The following is a 14,586-nucleotide window of genomic DNA, read 5'->3' as shown; positions in this document are numbered from 1 at the left end:
TTATGTCTTAAAGACTAGAAGTTTTCCCTACTTCCGCCTGAGTAGCAATTGGTTTAACATCGGTGTAGCCCATATTATTAGCTACGTCGCGCAGCACTGTAATTTGCTGTTCAAAATCAAGACCTTCAATTTGACCCAACACGCCATTGACAGCCTCCGTTGCCTCATATCCTTCGGGGATATCGACAATTGTTTCCCCCATACCAATAGCCCAAGCATACCAAACTACCAACTGATTGTTAGCAGTTAAAGCTCCGTAAGCGTGAGAATACGGCGTGTCGTCGCCGTTGACAATACCGCGCATTATATTCAGTTGTTGGTCATGGGAAAGCTTGTAAAAATCATCCAGCAGCATGGGAGCTAATTCTGGTTCGGCGGCGGCGGGAGCTGCTGGTGTAATTGAATCTCCCATTTTTTCATAAACAAAGTAGAGCAGCGCCAGTTTTTCATCTGTACCCAACCCGTTGATTGTCTGAACGATGTTTTTAGTGTCGTTGGAGAGAGAGTGAGGATTGGTGGCGGCGGGTGAGTTCATAAACAAAATTCCTTAAAAATGCTTTCAGAATATACAAATATCAAGATTTGTAAGTACAAGTCACCATCCCCGAGAGGTAATACAATTTTAGTTTTTAGATTTTAGATTTTAGATTAAACAATGGGGAATGGCTTAGTATGTATGGGTTGAGCGCTTGGCTAAAGCTGCATTCTTTTCGGAAAGTGATGTAATATTAAGGCACTAACCTAGAATAAATCATCCTTAAGATAGAAGCCAACGATACATCTGCGGGTAGATGAAAAAGCCTGGGAGTAAAGTAATAATTGATACAGTGAATTGTTAAATAAAACTAGCAAGGAGTCGGCTATGTCTCAAATCAATACAGAAGTCAATAACACTGAAAACTTTGACGCTCAGCAGATCACTGAAAGCGCGGAAGCTGGAGAACAAAAGTTGCCGACCGTTGATGTATCAGCAGACTACGAAGCTTCAAAAGAATTCAGCGTTAGTGACATCGACCGCACAGGTGCCGGCGCTCAAGCTGCCGCCGCTGCAACTGCACCTAAATTTCCTATTCCCGCTGCTCAAGATAATATTGCAAAGCCGGCAGATACAAGCGGCAATCCCAATGATTTTCGTTCGATGGCTCAGGAAATTAAGCCTGCTGGTACACCGGGCGAAGTTACCGACGATTTGATGCAGAAAGCGATCGATCTTGGTACTCCCGGCAGTTAATTTAGAAATTCTCCATCCTCGATGCAAAACCTCTGTATTGTAGGGTGCTGATGTCCCGCCTTACCCCTATAATTCCCGCGTCAAATCACGTTTTGCATAAGTCATGAATTGTCGAGTGAGTGTACGATAAGCTGCTATACAGTAGGGACACAACTTTGTTGTGTCCTTAAAGACTGCAATAGGGTAGCGACACAACTTTGTTGTATCCTTAAATGTTTAATTTTAAGTCGATCGCCCGACAAATTTTGCCGACAGTGCGATCGCCCAAAATTTCAATTACTAAATCCACACCATCCCCCTCAACCATCGACTTAATAAATAACTCGGGATGCAGCGCTTTCCAGAAATATTCAACAAACCGATTAATCTCAGCTTCTGACATTCCCGACTTCCCCGCCGCCATCATTTCCCGTTCCGCCTGATTGCGCCACACTTGAGAAATGCGATAATCTTGGGGATACAAAACAATCAACCGATCTAATCGGTTCCACAGCGGCAGATAGTCGTGCAGCTTCTCATTCATATCGCGCGCAAACTGACAGTCGCTTTCTGTGGAAATCGGAAACGGTGCAGTCGCCAAAAACTCGTTTAATTTAGCATCAACCACCGGATTCACGCCGACAAACCAACCTTCAAAAAGTACAATATCCGCACCGGAAATAATTTCGGGTTGACTTCTATCTCCTGCACCTCCATAGGCTGATTTGTCAAACCTGGGAATTTCTATATTTTTAATTAGAGCCGGTTTTACGGCATCAGATTTGGGATTGTCAACTGCTGCTAATTCGCGAGTTGGAGAACGGCGCAACTTGTCTAAAACTGCGATTCCCAAGTCAATATCGTGAGTGCCGGGGGGGCCGCGCCAAATTAAACGCGGGTCGGCTTTTTGGAGTTGTTGGCGATCGGCATAAGTCTTGTAAAGATCGTCTAAAGAAATGCTGACAGTAGAATATCCCAATTTTCCCAGAATCAGCCTCAAAACTTGGCATAAAGTAGTTTTTCCCGTTCCTTGCACTCCTAAAATTCCTTGAATTAGAGGACGATTTAAACTTTGTTGGGCAGCCGATAATTGCATTGCCAGCGGCAGCCAAAGATTCCACAAAGTTTCGAGGAAAACTGTTGACTTTAGCGGGAAAGTATGCAGTACGTCAAGAATAGAAAAGAATAAATCGGTTTTGCAGCGGACAACATCGGCTACACTGTCGGGAGTAATGCCAAAAGCGCGCGCTCGCAAATCATCTGCAAGTTCCCAAAAAGCCAGGTGCTCGAAGTCGGGCGCGATCCTCTTCGTTGGCGTAGCCCCCGTAGGGGCGGGCTTCGCTAACGGGCGATCGCCGGCTTGCCATCGATGTAAAATTTCAACAGGGGTTACAGTCGATCGAGCCATCTTCTCAAAACTCTTGATGCCAGAGGGGGTTTTGTACAAATCCTATCTGCAATTGACAAATATTTCATCCTAAATCCGCGCCGATTGAAAAAGTTTTTAAGAACCTAGTTTGAAAGCCTCCACAAATAAATTGTAAGTGATACCAATTTTCAGAGCATTGAGCATATGCACCGAAAAAGAACCTACTACAGACCGCAGGCGGGCGTAAACCAGCCAGTTGGCGAACTCCGTCAACAACACCAACAGCCCGGCCGCGATAATATCCCACTCAGCGGATTGTCCCGCGATCGTCGAAATAGCTGTTCCCAAAAAAGTGCCGAACAGCAGGCTAATTAGCAGGAGCGAAATCCGCCGCCAAGGATTGTTCAGCCAGCCTCCGAAGCGATCGCCCAGAACATCAATCAATCTGTTAATTCGGGTATTCTGCATAAAAATTATACGGTTTGAGATTGGAGATTTGAAATTTGAGATGCGGAATGACTGATGAATATTGGGGTTTGGAGTACAGGCCTATAGTGGTACTCTTTTTTTTAACTGCTATTAAAAGCTAAACCGATGAGCAAACAAATGCCCCTCCTGATCAACTCCAAATTCTTACCGGGGGGAGTATGTCGCAATCTAAAATCTAAAATTTAACATCTAAAATGGTATTGAGCGATCGCGGACTTATAGCCGAGAACGCTCAAGTAATTAAGTGTAACTGTATCTTGTGGCACAGCAGACCCTGGTTTTACATTAAAAATAGTTAAGACTAATTTCGGGTGCAGTCTATCCTTTAAGCCTAAAATTTATGAATCTTAAAATTTACCAGATCGTAATTGGAGTGTCGATCGTCCTAATTACAGGAATGTTTCTAGGACGTTTTGAAATCACTATCTCCAACGGTTCAAATCAGTCCAGCGACTGGCCCTCACAAGCCACCGCACTCCCCCCAATACCCCCCGTTTCCCCAGTCGCGACAGCTTCTGCCGACACCGCCACCGATCCCAAACCAGACTCAACACCAACCCCCCCAGATCCAGAGGAGGAATTGCTTTCCTCAGTCCCTGTAAATGCTAAAGCCTCCGGCCTTTTGCGCGTCAGCAACCGCAGCGAACACCCAGTGCGAGTAGCCCTGCTGTCGAAACGGCAAGCCGAGAAATCCTATGGAAAACCCGCGCACTGGGATTTTGCGCCGGGGGAAGGCGGCGGCAAGGGACTGATGCTATCGCTGCCGGAGGGCAAGTTACAAGTCAAACGAGGAGACATTCTGGTGGTTTTTGCTCAGGATGGTTCTCGCCGCTACTGGGGGCCTTTCGTCGCCGGGGAGACATCCTCGCCCGCTTGGAACAGCACAGCCGGAGAATGGCAATTAATTTTGCAGCCGTGAACCCTTAGCTGCAGGTGCCGAGATTTTAATCGAGAAACACGGTTGATACGGTCTTATTGAGAATGATTCGGCTGTGTGAGGTTAACCTCACATAGCCGAATCATTATAAATACCAGGCATCTTGCCTGTTCTACAAAGCGTGAATTTTGTTGTGGGGAGTAGGAGCGGGGTTGCTCTAGCCCGCCCATAAAAGCCTTATTGAGAATGGTGTAACATCTCAGTTGAACCGCATTCGATCGAATTGGGAGTTTCGAGAATGCGAATCTTTCGGTAGACTCTCTATGCGAGCTAAAATTTTAAATCTAAAATCGCAGGAAGTTTCCGTGAAGGAAGTTATTAAAAATTTGTCAGAGTTTAGAAATCGCCCGTTAGCGAAGCCATCGAAGAGGCTCGCACCTTTGCTGCTATCAATTTTATGGCTGTGCGCGATCGCCTCTGTGGCTTTTTTGTGGAACCTCGGCAACATAGGCTTAGTTGACGAAACCGAACCGTTGTTTGCCGAAGCCGCGCGTCAAATGACCGTGACAGGGGATTTCATCACTCCTTATTTCAACGGCGAAACCAGGTTTGACAAGCCGCCGCTGATTTACTGGCTGATGGCCGTGGCTTACCGCACTCTGGGCGTTAACGAATGGGCCGTGCGTCTTCCCTCGGCATTGTGCGCGATCGGTCTGACTTGCCTCGGATTTTATACCTTATCGAAGGAAGAAGGAAGAAGGAAGAAGGAAGAAGGAAGACAGAATGAGGAACAAGCAAAATTCCCCCCCTCGGACACTCTCCCCCTCGGACACTCCCCCAATATCCCAATCTTTCTTTCTACTCCTTGGATTGGTGCGGCGCTTATAGCTTTAAATCCCCAAACTATTGCCTGGGGACGGACTGGCGTTTCAGATATGCTATTAGTCGGCTGTATGTGTTCGGCACTCCTCGCATTTTTTCTCGGTTACACTCTAGAAGAACAGAGAGAACAAGCAGAATTTTCCACTGTTTCCGCTTCCAGATTTCCGAATAAGTGGTATCTGACTTTTTACGTACTAATTGCCTTAGCAATTCTGGCTAAGGGGCCTGTGGGAATTGTCGTCCCAGGACTGATTGTTGGCAGCTTCGGGCTTTATTTGGGAAATTTTCGGCAACTTTGGCGCGAAATGCGTCCGGTGTCGGGAATCTTGATTATTTTGGCGATCGCCCTGCCTTGGTACATTTTGGTTATTTTAGCCAACGGTCAAACTTATATTGACAGCTTTTTTGGCTATCACAATTTCCAGCGTTTTACTGGGGTAGTCAACAAGCACTCGGCGCCTTGGTATTTTTACTTTTTTGTAGTGCTAGTGGGTTTTGCGCCTTGGTCGATTTATTTGCCGGTGGCGATCGCCCGCACCCGTTTTTGGCAGCGCAGTTACTGGCGTCGTCAACCGCGATCGGCTCAGTTGAGTTTATTTGCCCTATTTTGGTTCGGCTGCATCTTTGGCTTTTTCACGATCGCCGTGACGAAATTGCCAAGTTATGTATTGCCTTTAATCCCCGCCGCTGCGATTTTGGTAACGCTGCTGTGGAGTGATATTATTACAGGCAACGAACCCGAAAACAGGCGGGGAAAGTTAGAAAAAAAACCGAATTCTTTACCGCGAGGGCTGTTAGTTACATACATTTTTAATGTGATATTTTTATTAATTGTAGCCGGAGCAACTTTCTACAGCTACAACTGGCTGGGAGACGACCCGGCAATGCCCAATTTTCCCCAAGCAATTCAGCAGTCGGGATTGCTGATTGTCGGCGGTACGATTTGGATAACTGCAGCGGTGGCGATCGCACTTTTACTTTGGCAGCGGCAACAACGCTGGATTTTGGTTGCTAACCTCATCGGGTTAGTAGCATTTATCATATTTGGTCTGACTCCCGCCTACAAAGTGGTCGATATCAACCGTCAGTTACCTCTGAGACAGTTAGCGCAGGTTGCGGTTCAACAAAAACTGCCGGGGGAAGAGTTTATTATGGTTGGTTTCTGGAAACCAAGTCTGGTTTTTTATACCCAAGAGCCGGTGACTTACTACCGATCCCTCACAAAGGCGCTCGACTACCTTAAGGAATCTAAAAACCCAACTTCTCCCTCTATTTTGTTGCTGGGATATCCAGAAAAATTTGTGCAATTAGGATTGCAGCCAAATCAATATCAATTGTTGGACAGTCGGGGCGCTTACCAACTCGCAAGGGTTCCGAGACAAGCATTTCGATAGTGCCTATAGTGTGAGTTCATACTTGTTAAACAAGGTAGAAAAATGATTACAACTAAGAATCTTCAACTACTTCCCGTCGAAAGGATTCACATAGAAGCTTTCTTACGAAGTAAAAGCGAGCTTGCAGCAATTTTAAATGTCATAGTGCCTAATAGTTGGCCTCTTTTTCCGGAAGCATTTTCCCTCCCGGCTGACGAAGCTTGCGAATCCAATCCGCCTCCAACTGACTGGCACAGCTACTTCTTTATTCATCCAAAAAATCAAGTGCTTGTCGGTAACGGAGGTTTCAAAGGCTCACCTGATGAGTCGGGAACTATAGAGATAGGTTATGAAATTGCTTCCGAATATTGGAATCGCGGCTTTGCAACTGAGGTAGCACAGGGAATGATCGATTATGCTTTCGCTCACGAGGAGGTTAAAGCAGTCATCGCCCACACTTTAGCTGAAAAAAATGCCTCGAATAGGGTGTTGCAAAAAGTAGGAATGAAGTTCATTGCAGAGGTGGACGATCCTGAAGAAGGCAAGATATGGCGATGGCAAATAAGCAGGGATGAATATCATCCGACTTGAACCGTAACGCCGTTGGGCTGTTTAAGTCACTGGTTTTGGCGGTAATTTGAAGGCTCTCGGTTGGAGCATTAAATCTGCCAGATTGAATAAAAGCTATAATCTAGTCACTACCTAAAACCCGAATATGGGAGCCTACAATGGTTTCAATTCTCAACAAACTCTCCTCGTTAGTCTTGGAAGGATTAGTCAAAGTAATGAGGGAAAAGCAGCAACTCAGCTTTAAACAGGCAGTTGTGAGACAAACTATATACTACGTCTCTAAACAGTTACCACCCGAAGAGAAAGATAATGGAGAACGCTACTTCATCTCCTTAGCCAATCAATGGCTTAAGCAGCCGACAGAGGAAAATGCCAAAAATGCTTCAATGGGGGTTGCCTGCGATTATATAGATGGAGGTATGAGATATTTCGATTATCCATCATATTTTCTTACACCTGCTGAGGCAGCAGGCAGTAGTGCATATGGTGCAACACAATGCGCTTTAACAGCATCTGGAAACGATTCACGAGCCGCCTATCAATGGCAAATTACTGCTTCATGGGCTATTTTGAATAACAAAGAACCACCGCTGGTGAAATAGAAATGCTTAATCAATATTTCGACGTACTAACATCCGCTTAAAGCTAGTATAAAACATAGAAGCTGCTCTCCTGTACTTAGGATGATCATTAGCCTGCCATCTGTTCGACCTACCCTCAACTTGCGTGAAACAATGGATAATGGATAGGATGCCATTTTCATTGTAAAAGTGTGGTAGCCATGACTGAGTTACTCGAACGTGCGATCGCCAAGTTGAAAACATTGTCTGCCAGCGAGCAAGATGCCCTCGCTTCAATGATTCTGGAAGAACTTGAAGACGATATTCGTTGGGATCAAGCATTCTCCCGTTCCCCAAATGCTCTTGCTAAACTCGCAGCGACCGCAATGGCTGAGTATCATGCAGGTCAAACCCAAGAACTCGATCCAGAAATATTGTGAATTCACGCACTACAACCGAGTTCCGTAGATTATTTGCTGATTTACCCGAACAAGTTCAACAGCAGACGCGCGCGGCTTATCGCCAGTTCAAGGAAGACCCAAGTCATCCAAGCCTGCGTTTCAAGAAGGTGCATCCAGAGTTACCAATCTATTCGGCCAGAATTAGCAAAAACTATCGAGCACTTGGTCAGTTGGATGCAGACACTGTAATCTGGTTTTGGGTTGGTTCACACGCAGACTACGATAGATTTCTGGGGCAGTTGTAGCAGTATCTACAGCCAGCCAATATCAATTAGAAAAGTGTATTTAGACAAGTGGAAAATTATGATCCAAATTAATGAAGCTCAACAGCAGTTGCAGCAGTCTATCGATTCGGTGAATCAGTCGCACCAACTGATCGCGATCGCAGGACAAACTAGCAATGCAGTGTTATTATCTGAATCAGACTCCGCATCGGTTGCCCGTGAAACATTGTATCTTCTCTCAGTAGCGGGGATGCGGGAATCGATTCGGGAAGGAATGGCAACGCCGATCGAGGATTGCGATCGCTCTTTGGAGTGGTGAGGAGATCCCACTATACGTGCAATAATCAGCCATATTATCTGGTACGCGATCGCCTGAACCTATGGATGCGCTAATCGGCAAAACTTTACAGGGTGGAAAGTATACCCTCGAACAAGAATTGGGAAGAGGCGGCTTTGGAATAACCTTCAGGGCAAATCACCGCTATTTAGGACAGCCTGTAGTCATTAAAACCCTCAACGAATCTCTGCGGCAGCAACCCAATTTTGCTGAGTTCGATCGCAAGTTTCAAGACGAAGCGAGGCGGTTGGCTTCCTGCGTTCATCCGAATATTGTCCGCGTCAGCGATTTCTTTGTCGAAGACGGGCAGCCTTACATGGTGATGGACTACATTGCCGGTCAGAATTTGGGCGATGTCGTACTGCCAAATCGGCCGCTGCCAGAAGAACTCGCTATTCTCTACATAACTCAAATTGGCGCTGCTTTAAAAGTTGTTCATCAAAAGGGTTTGCTGCACCGAGATATCAAGCCGCAAAACATTCTGCTGCGCCAAAACACCCAAGAAGTTGTGCTGATAGATTTTGGCATTGCCCGCGAGTTTACTGCCGGTGCAACTCAATCTCACACTAATATGGTGTCCGACGGCTACGCGCCGCCAGAACAGTATTTTGCCCAAGGGAAATATACGCCCGCCACAGATGTTTACGGTATGGCAGCGACGCTTTACACTTTACTGACAGCACAGGTGCCGGTGGCTGCAATTTTACGCACCAGTCAGCCGATGCCTTCGCCCCGCGATTTGCAGCCTCAGCTAAGTGCGGCTGTCAGTTCTGCGGTGATGCGGGGGATGACGGTAGAAGCTCAAAATCGCCCTGCTACCGTGGATGAGTGGCTGTCGCTGCTGCACGGGCAGCCTCATGGTGCAGCGTCGCCGAGCACCGGGCCGACGGTGGCGGTGATTCCGGGACACGGGCCTCAGTCGCCTGCGGGTTCCAGAACAGCGCCTGCTGTGGTGTCTTCTGGGGACAGCAACCGCAAGGTTTGGTGGATTTTGGGGTTCGTGGCGATCGCACTTATTGTTGCAGGTTTTGTCGGTATTGCTAGGGTTTTCCTCAACCGGCCGTCTTCGGAACCCGCACCTGTGGCCCAGGACGATCGCACTTCGGCCCCTGCAGATCCAGACGCGCGCTCAAGCCCCGCACCAATTCCCGCGCCGACACCAACGCCAGCCCCGACTCGCAGAGAAACTCCGCGGCCGGCTGCTGAAACTCCGCCGCCGGCTGCTGAAACACCAGCGCCGGCTGTTGAAACTCCAGCGCCGGCTGCTGAAACTCCAACACCAGCCCCAGCGCCAACACCAGCGCCTTCTCCGGAGGCTGCCGAACCCACACCAACGGAAAAACTTGTTGACAAAGAGTTGCCGCCAGATCGATCGCCCGCACCCAGCGAACAACCGGGAACCAATTATCAAAAGACTCCCACAATCCCTGGGTATGCCGTTGGTACGGCGGAAAGTCAGATTTTATCCGAATTGGGAGAACCGACTGACTCTCAAGCGCGGGGCTATTGGCCGAATACTCGCACCGCACTTTACGAAATATTGCTCAACCGGATTACTCTCGGCTACATTTACGATCGCGATTCGGGCCAGCTAGTACAAACAGAGGGTTCTTTTGCCCAGTCGGTGGACGATTTGGTAGTGCGAACCGCGTTAAACGGGATGGTGGGCGGCGCCAGCCGAGAGATTTTGCAAGGCTTGGGCGACGTGCAGCAGCGCCGGAGTAATCGGTTTACGTTTAGGAAGGGTTCGCTCGAAGGGACGATCGAACGCAACGAGCGCGATCGGATTTACATCGGCGTCTGGGACGACAACTTGCATAATTAGGAATTACGCACGGGTGGTCAGAAACCGGGTTTTTGCTCCAAGACTTCGTTAAAGCCGACAAAAACCGCAAAAAACCCGGTTTCTTTAATCCCCAATCGAAAATCCAAAATCTAAAATCGCTTGACTTGACGCCACACGAAATATTGTCTATGATAAAAGAACACACGAGGGGCTGTAATGGTTTCGACAGGGTGGCGAAAGCTGCTCCGTGATGCAGGTCGAGAGGGAGTCTACTCTCGTTAATATCGGCTCAAAAAAAATAGTAAATGCGAACAACATCGTTCCTTTCGCTCGCAAAGCCGTCGCTGTAGCCTAAAAACTTCTTAAGCCCGGTTTAGAGTGTATGCCACCTAACTCCGTTAACGGTAGCATAACAACCCCCAACGGATGCCCTAGCTAAACGTTTCTAGTCGGCTAGCTAGGAAAGCAATCACTAGAAAATCCCCCCATTTGGGATAAAGATGGTTCCCGCCCTGAGGATTAGAAGGGATAAACCTGTGAACGATCGGAAGGTAAATACCCGCTTTGGACGGCAGTTCGATTCTGCCCAGTTCCATAAAAAAAGTAGCGTAAAATCAATGGTTTAAGCCATTTGAAAGCCACTTTACAGCATTAAAAGGGCCCAGAGTTAACTCTGGGCCCTTTTGTTTGGGATTCAATCTAAAACCTAAAACCTAAAATCTAAAATCTAAAATCGCTCGGATCGAGCCACTAAGTAAAAATACATAAATTACCCACCCATTAGCTACGCTGCGGACTCATATAATTAGAACTTCACCCTGTCTGTGCGTTCTTGGAGCCTGTCGGGCGATATACTATTAGGCGGTAAAGCATTAAAAATCTTTACAAAGACCCCGATTTTTAAGCCTACTCCTACGAAGGACGGGTGAAAAATTATATGCTGATCGCTCAAAAGCTGGACAAATGAACCCAGGAATTGACTTACAAGGAAGTTTCGTAGAAGCCCTGATGAATTTGGGCTTACCGGCGGACATCGCCCAAGTGCTTTGGCTACCGCTGCCAATGTTGCTGATGATTGTCGCTGCCGTTTTCGGGGTACTAACTAGCGTCTGGCTGGAACGGAAAATTTCCGCCGCCGCTCAACAGCGGGTAGGCCCGGAATTCATCGGCCCTCTGGGAGTTTTAGCGCCCGTTGCTGACGGTCTGAAGTTGGTATTCAAAGAAGACATTGTACCGGCAAAAGCTGACGCGCTACTATTTACCCTAGGCCCGGTAATTGTGGTGATTCCAGTTTTTCTCTCCTACTTAATCGTGCCCTTCGGAGAGCATATGCTGATCGCCGATATGGGGACAGCGATATTTCTGTGGATTGCCCTGTCTAGCATTCAGCCGATCGGCTTGCTGATGTCCGGCTATGCTTCAAACAACAAATACGCCCTCCTCGGAGGACTCAGAGCCGCGGCTCAATCCCTCAGCTACGAAATTCCCCTAGCTTTGGCAGTATTGGCAGTCGTGATGATGTCCAATAGCCTCAGTACGATCGACATCGTACACCAGCAAGCCGGCTACGGCATTCTCGGCTGGAATATCTGGCGCCAACCCGCAGGTTTCCTGATTTTCTGGATCGCAGCACTAGCAGAATGCGAACGCTTGCCCTTTGACCTCCCGGAAGCAGAAGAAGAATTGGTAGCAGGATATCAGACTGAGTACACAGGCATGAAATTTGCTTTGTACTATATCGCTTCCTACGTTAACCTCGTCCTTTCTTGCCTGCTAGTAGCAGTTTTGTACCTAGGCGGCTGGGAATGCCCGATTCCTGTCGAAGTGCTGACAAATGCCCTGGGATTGAGCGAAACGACTCCTTGGTTGCAGGTAATTACCGGCTTGCTGGGCATTACAATGACCATGCTGAAAGCGTACTTTTTCCTGTTTCTGGCAGTTCTGCTCCGGTGGACTCTGCCGCGAGTGCGGATCGACCAATTGCTAAATTTGGGATGGAAGTTTTTACTTCCCGTTGCTCTAGTTAATTTGCTATTGACCGCAGCTTTGAAACTTGCCTTTCCCTTTGCTTTTGGCGGTTAATTAATAATAGGTAAAGGGCAACAGCTAAACAAAAATAGCTGTTAACCAATTACCTATTATCAATTAGCAATTACCAAAAACTCAAGTACAGAGAGAGAACACCATGCTAAAATTCCTCAATCAAGTAGGCGAATACGCCAAAGAGACTCTTCAAGCTGCTAAGTATATCGGTCAAGGGCTAGCTGTTACTTTTGACCACATGAGACGCCGGCCGATTACGGTGCAGTATCCTTACGAGAAACTAATTCCTTCGGAACGTTTCCGGGGTCGAATTCACTTTGAATTTGACAAGTGCATCTCCTGCGAAGTATGTGTTCGGGTGTGTCCGATCAACTTACCTGTAGTGGATTGGGAATTTAACAAAGAAACTAAGAAGAAGCAACTCAAGCACTACAGTATCGATTTCGGAGTGTGTATCTTCTGCGGCAACTGCGTAGAATATTGTCCGACTAATTGTTTGTCGATGACAGAAGAGTATGAGTTGGCCACCTACGAACGTCACGAATTGAATTTTGACAACGTGGCCCTCGGACGTTTACCCTACAAGGTTACAGACGATCCGATGGTGACACCGATGCGGGAATTCGCTTATTTGCCGAAAGGTGCGATCGACCCTCATGAAGTTTCCTACACCGATCGCCGCGCCGGTCTGCGTCCAGAGGAAATTATCGAAAAGTAAGTAATTAGTCATTAGTCAGCAGTCATCAGTCATTAGTGAAATAACCAATTATTAATGACTGCTAACTAATGAGTAAAAACGAACAATAGAAAACTAATAATTGAGGATAAAAAATTGTGAATCTAGCTGAAGGGGTTCAAATTGTTTCATTTGGCATACTGTCGGTAATGATGATTGCAGGAGCACTAGGAGTAGTGCTGTTCTCAAATATCGTTTACTCAGCATTTTTGCTGTGCGGCGTATTTACCAGCATCGCCGGCTTGTACCTGTTGCTGAATGCCGACTTTGTAGCAGCAGCGCAGGTATTGATTTATGTTGGTGCTGTTAACGTCTTGATTTTGTTTGCGATTATGTTGGTGAACAAGCGAGAAGATTTCCGCACAATTCCCAACGCTTGGGTGCGTCAAGTAGCAACAGCAGTAGTTTGCGTAGGCTTGTTTGCGCTTTTGGGTACGATGGTGGTCTCTACTCCTTGGGCTATTGTCGCGACGACAGGAGCACCTGCCGAAAGTTCGATCGTCACGATCGCCAAACATTTCTTCACCGACTTTTTGCTGCCTTTCGAGTTAGCATCAGTGTTTTTGTTGATGGCAATGGTGGGAGCAATTGTGTTGGCGCGTCGCGATTTTTTCCCGGATGAACTGTCAAAGAAGCTATCCGAAACACCTGCTTTGAGTTTGCCGGAAAGACCTCGCGAATTAGTTTCTGCCGGAGATGTGTCTTCGCCAGAATCTAAGTAATATTATGGTGCGCTAAGCGCACCATATTGTTAGTTTTTTAGTAACTTTAGATTGAGACAAAATCGCCAAATTTATGCAACTGCAACTCCAGTATTTCCTGTTATTAGCTGCCGCTCTTTTCTGTATTGGTATTTACGGTTTGATTACCAGCAGAAATGCAGTGCGCGTGTTGATGTCGATCGAGTTGATGCTGAATGCTGTCAATCTCAATTTGATGGGTTTCTCCAATTATCTTGACCCTGTACAAATTAAGGGCCAAGTATTTACCGTGTTTGTAGTTACGGTAGCGGCGGCTGAAGCTGCCGTAGGTTTGGCAATTGTTTTGGCGATTTATCGCAACCGCAATACCGTAGACATGGAAGAATTTAACTTGCTGAAGTGGTAATTAATCAATAGTCATCAGTCATCAGTCATCAGTCATTAGCCACAAACTAATGCAGATTAAAGACTGATGACTAAGGACTAAGAACTAAGAACTAAGAACTAATGACTAATGGCTTCTAGTAATTTCTAGAGTAATTCTACCCCCGAAATCAGGGATGGGGGCAGCAGGTTTCGAGAGTTGTATTTTAACTTTTTCGACTAACGGTAGTTCTAAAAGCGCTTGAGCAATAGTATCTGCTAGGCGTTCGATTAATAAAAACTTCGAGTCTTTGACTAGCTTTTGAATCAGAGTAATGGCGCTGCGGTAATCAAGAGTATGTTGAATATCATCACTTTTTCCAGCTTGCGATAAATCCAGCCATAAAGTAACATCCACTTCAAACCACTGCCCCAAAACTTGCTCTTCCGGCAGATAGCCCGTATATCCGTAACAGCGAATTCCTGTAAGTTGAATAGAATCCATTTTGCAATAAACTAAAAGTGCGTTGTCTATACCACTTTGTATTAAACCAGATAAAGTTCTCTTTCTCTTCCCTCTCTTTTTTTGCCCTTTTCCTTCTTCC

The 14,586-nt window shown here is 46.7% G+C and carries 17 protein-coding genes and 1 other RNA gene; 14 read left to right on the top strand and 4 right to left on the bottom strand.

Translation table 11 applies throughout. The features are described 5' to 3' along the window. Positions 1-7: 7 nt before the first annotated feature. Positions 8-535, bottom strand: coding sequence for an orange carotenoid protein N-terminal domain-containing protein (locus tag QUA53_RS18260; protein ID WP_333098984.1), 528 nt, complete (start codon positions 533-535; stop codon positions 8-10). Positions 536-862: 327 nt separating this feature from the next. On the opposite strand from QUA53_RS18260, the gene QUA53_RS18255 reads away from it, so the two are divergent. Further along, entirely contained in the window at positions 863-1,231 is a 369-nt protein-coding gene (locus tag QUA53_RS18255; RefSeq protein ID WP_333098983.1) for a hypothetical protein, read from the top strand. 208 nt (positions 1,232-1,439) lie between these two features. On the opposite strand, the gene QUA53_RS18250 is transcribed toward QUA53_RS18255, so the two are convergent. Next, positions 1,440-2,618, bottom strand: a complete 1,179-nt coding sequence (locus QUA53_RS18250; RefSeq protein ID WP_333099033.1) for a glycerate kinase — start codon at positions 2,616-2,618, stop codon at positions 1,440-1,442. Positions 2,619-2,714: 96 nt separating this feature from the next. Then, the gene (locus QUA53_RS18245; RefSeq protein ID WP_333098981.1) at positions 2,715-3,047 is read right to left on the bottom strand and encodes a DUF565 domain-containing protein; all 333 of its coding nucleotides are present in this window, start codon (positions 3,045-3,047) and stop codon (positions 2,715-2,717) included. Positions 3,048-3,408: 361 nt separating this feature from the next. On the opposite strand from QUA53_RS18245, the gene QUA53_RS18240 reads away from it, so the two are divergent. The 13 genes from QUA53_RS18240 to nuoK all read left to right on the top strand — a co-directional run bounded on the left by QUA53_RS18240 (position 3,409) and on the right by nuoK (position 14,024). Then, positions 3,409-3,987 carry a hypothetical protein gene (locus QUA53_RS18240; protein ID WP_333098979.1) on the top strand — a complete coding sequence of 193 codons (579 nt, stop codon included), beginning with the start codon at positions 3,409-3,411 and terminating at the stop codon, positions 3,985-3,987. Between the two features lie 281 nt (positions 3,988-4,268). Continuing rightward, positions 4,269-6,221, top strand: a complete 1,953-nt coding sequence (locus tag QUA53_RS18235; protein ID WP_333098977.1) for a glycosyltransferase family 39 protein — start codon at positions 4,269-4,271, stop codon at positions 6,219-6,221. A 42-nt stretch (positions 6,222-6,263) separates the two neighbouring features. Then, positions 6,264-6,791: a GNAT family N-acetyltransferase gene (locus QUA53_RS18230; RefSeq protein ID WP_333098976.1), complete on the top strand. Its 528-nt coding sequence runs from the start codon at positions 6,264-6,266 to the stop codon at positions 6,789-6,791. A gap of 137 nt (positions 6,792-6,928) precedes the next feature. Continuing rightward, positions 6,929-7,372: a hypothetical protein gene (locus QUA53_RS18225; RefSeq protein WP_333098974.1), complete on the top strand. Its 444-nt coding sequence runs from the start codon at positions 6,929-6,931 to the stop codon at positions 7,370-7,372. A gap of 179 nt (positions 7,373-7,551) precedes the next feature. Continuing rightward, on the top strand, positions 7,552-7,770 hold the full coding sequence (locus QUA53_RS18220) for a hypothetical protein (RefSeq protein ID WP_333098973.1): 219 nt from the start codon (positions 7,552-7,554) through the stop codon (positions 7,768-7,770). Beyond that, on the top strand, positions 7,767-8,036 hold the full coding sequence (locus tag QUA53_RS18215) for a ParE family toxin-like protein (protein ID WP_333098971.1): 270 nt from the start codon (positions 7,767-7,769) through the stop codon (positions 8,034-8,036). The genes QUA53_RS18220 and QUA53_RS18215 overlap by 4 nt, the downstream gene beginning before the upstream one ends. A 58-nt stretch (positions 8,037-8,094) precedes the next feature. Continuing rightward, the gene (locus tag QUA53_RS18210; RefSeq protein WP_333098970.1) at positions 8,095-8,334 is read left to right on the top strand and encodes a type II toxin-antitoxin system Phd/YefM family antitoxin; all 240 of its coding nucleotides are present in this window, start codon (positions 8,095-8,097) and stop codon (positions 8,332-8,334) included. A 61-nt stretch (positions 8,335-8,395) separates the two neighbouring features. Further along, on the top strand, positions 8,396-10,177 hold the full coding sequence (locus QUA53_RS18205; protein WP_333098969.1) for a serine/threonine-protein kinase: 1,782 nt from the start codon (positions 8,396-8,398) through the stop codon (positions 10,175-10,177). 168 nt (positions 10,178-10,345) lie between these two features. Beyond that, positions 10,346-10,736, top strand: a transfer-messenger RNA (tmRNA) gene (ssrA, locus tag QUA53_RS18200). A gap of 365 nt (positions 10,737-11,101) precedes the next feature. After that, entirely contained in the window at positions 11,102-12,220 is a 1,119-nt protein-coding gene (nuoH, locus tag QUA53_RS18195; protein WP_333098966.1) for an NADH-quinone oxidoreductase subunit NuoH, read from the top strand. 103 nt (positions 12,221-12,323) lie between these two features. After that, positions 12,324-12,899 carry an NAD(P)H-quinone oxidoreductase subunit I gene (gene ndhI, locus QUA53_RS18190; RefSeq protein ID WP_333098965.1) on the top strand — a complete coding sequence of 192 codons (576 nt, stop codon included), beginning with the start codon at positions 12,324-12,326 and terminating at the stop codon, positions 12,897-12,899. Positions 12,900-13,015: 116 nt separating this feature from the next. Continuing rightward, positions 13,016-13,639 (top strand): NADH-quinone oxidoreductase subunit J, encoded by a 624-nt coding sequence (locus QUA53_RS18185; protein ID WP_333070831.1) that lies wholly within the window; start codon positions 13,016-13,018, stop codon positions 13,637-13,639. Between the two features lie 79 nt (positions 13,640-13,718). Continuing rightward, positions 13,719-14,024: an NADH-quinone oxidoreductase subunit NuoK gene (gene nuoK, locus QUA53_RS18180; RefSeq protein ID WP_228042566.1), complete on the top strand. Its 306-nt coding sequence runs from the start codon at positions 13,719-13,721 to the stop codon at positions 14,022-14,024. A gap of 105 nt (positions 14,025-14,129) precedes the next feature. Here the strand turns inward: nuoK and folB are convergent, their stop codons facing one another. After that, on the bottom strand, positions 14,130-14,486 hold the full coding sequence (gene folB, locus QUA53_RS18175; protein ID WP_333098963.1) for a dihydroneopterin aldolase: 357 nt from the start codon (positions 14,484-14,486) through the stop codon (positions 14,130-14,132). Between the last annotated feature and the right edge of the window lie 100 nt (positions 14,487-14,586).

This window comes from Microcoleus sp. Pol12B3 (genome assembly GCF_036701355.1).
Taxonomy (GTDB): Bacteria; Cyanobacteriota; Cyanobacteriia; order Cyanobacteriales; family Microcoleaceae; genus Microcoleus.
Note: the sequence above shows the minus strand (reverse complement) of the source record. Positions and strands in the feature narration are given on the sequence as shown.

What these genes read in the sequence shown, in the direction of transcription:
- QUA53_RS18225 (WP_333098974.1), top strand. Translation starts at nt 6,929, where the DNA reads ATGGTTTCAATTCTCAACAAACTCTCCTCGTTAGTCTTGGAAGGATTA.
- folB (WP_333098963.1), bottom strand. Translation starts at nt 14,486, where the DNA reads ATGGATTCTATTCAACTTACAGGAATTCGCTGTTACGGATATACGGGC.
- QUA53_RS18230 (WP_333098976.1), top strand. Translation starts at nt 6,264, where the DNA reads ATGATTACAACTAAGAATCTTCAACTACTTCCCGTCGAAAGGATTCAC.
- ndhI (WP_333098965.1), top strand. Translation starts at nt 12,324, where the DNA reads ATGCTAAAATTCCTCAATCAAGTAGGCGAATACGCCAAAGAGACTCTT.
- QUA53_RS18220 (WP_333098973.1), top strand. Translation starts at nt 7,552, where the DNA reads ATGACTGAGTTACTCGAACGTGCGATCGCCAAGTTGAAAACATTGTCT.
- QUA53_RS18255 (WP_333098983.1), top strand. Translation starts at nt 863, where the DNA reads ATGTCTCAAATCAATACAGAAGTCAATAACACTGAAAACTTTGACGCT.
- QUA53_RS18235 (WP_333098977.1), top strand. Translation starts at nt 4,269, where the DNA reads ATGCGAGCTAAAATTTTAAATCTAAAATCGCAGGAAGTTTCCGTGAAG.
- QUA53_RS18240 (WP_333098979.1), top strand. Translation starts at nt 3,409, where the DNA reads ATGAATCTTAAAATTTACCAGATCGTAATTGGAGTGTCGATCGTCCTA.
- QUA53_RS18260 (WP_333098984.1), bottom strand. Translation starts at nt 535, where the DNA reads ATGAACTCACCCGCCGCCACCAATCCTCACTCTCTCTCCAACGACACT.
- QUA53_RS18210 (WP_333098970.1), top strand. Translation starts at nt 8,095, where the DNA reads ATGATCCAAATTAATGAAGCTCAACAGCAGTTGCAGCAGTCTATCGAT.
- QUA53_RS18250 (WP_333099033.1), bottom strand. Translation starts at nt 2,618, where the DNA reads ATGGCTCGATCGACTGTAACCCCTGTTGAAATTTTACATCGATGGCAA.
- QUA53_RS18245 (WP_333098981.1), bottom strand. Translation starts at nt 3,047, where the DNA reads ATGCAGAATACCCGAATTAACAGATTGATTGATGTTCTGGGCGATCGC.
- QUA53_RS18205 (WP_333098969.1), top strand. Translation starts at nt 8,396, where the DNA reads ATGGATGCGCTAATCGGCAAAACTTTACAGGGTGGAAAGTATACCCTC.
- nuoH (WP_333098966.1), top strand. Translation starts at nt 11,102, where the DNA reads ATGAACCCAGGAATTGACTTACAAGGAAGTTTCGTAGAAGCCCTGATG.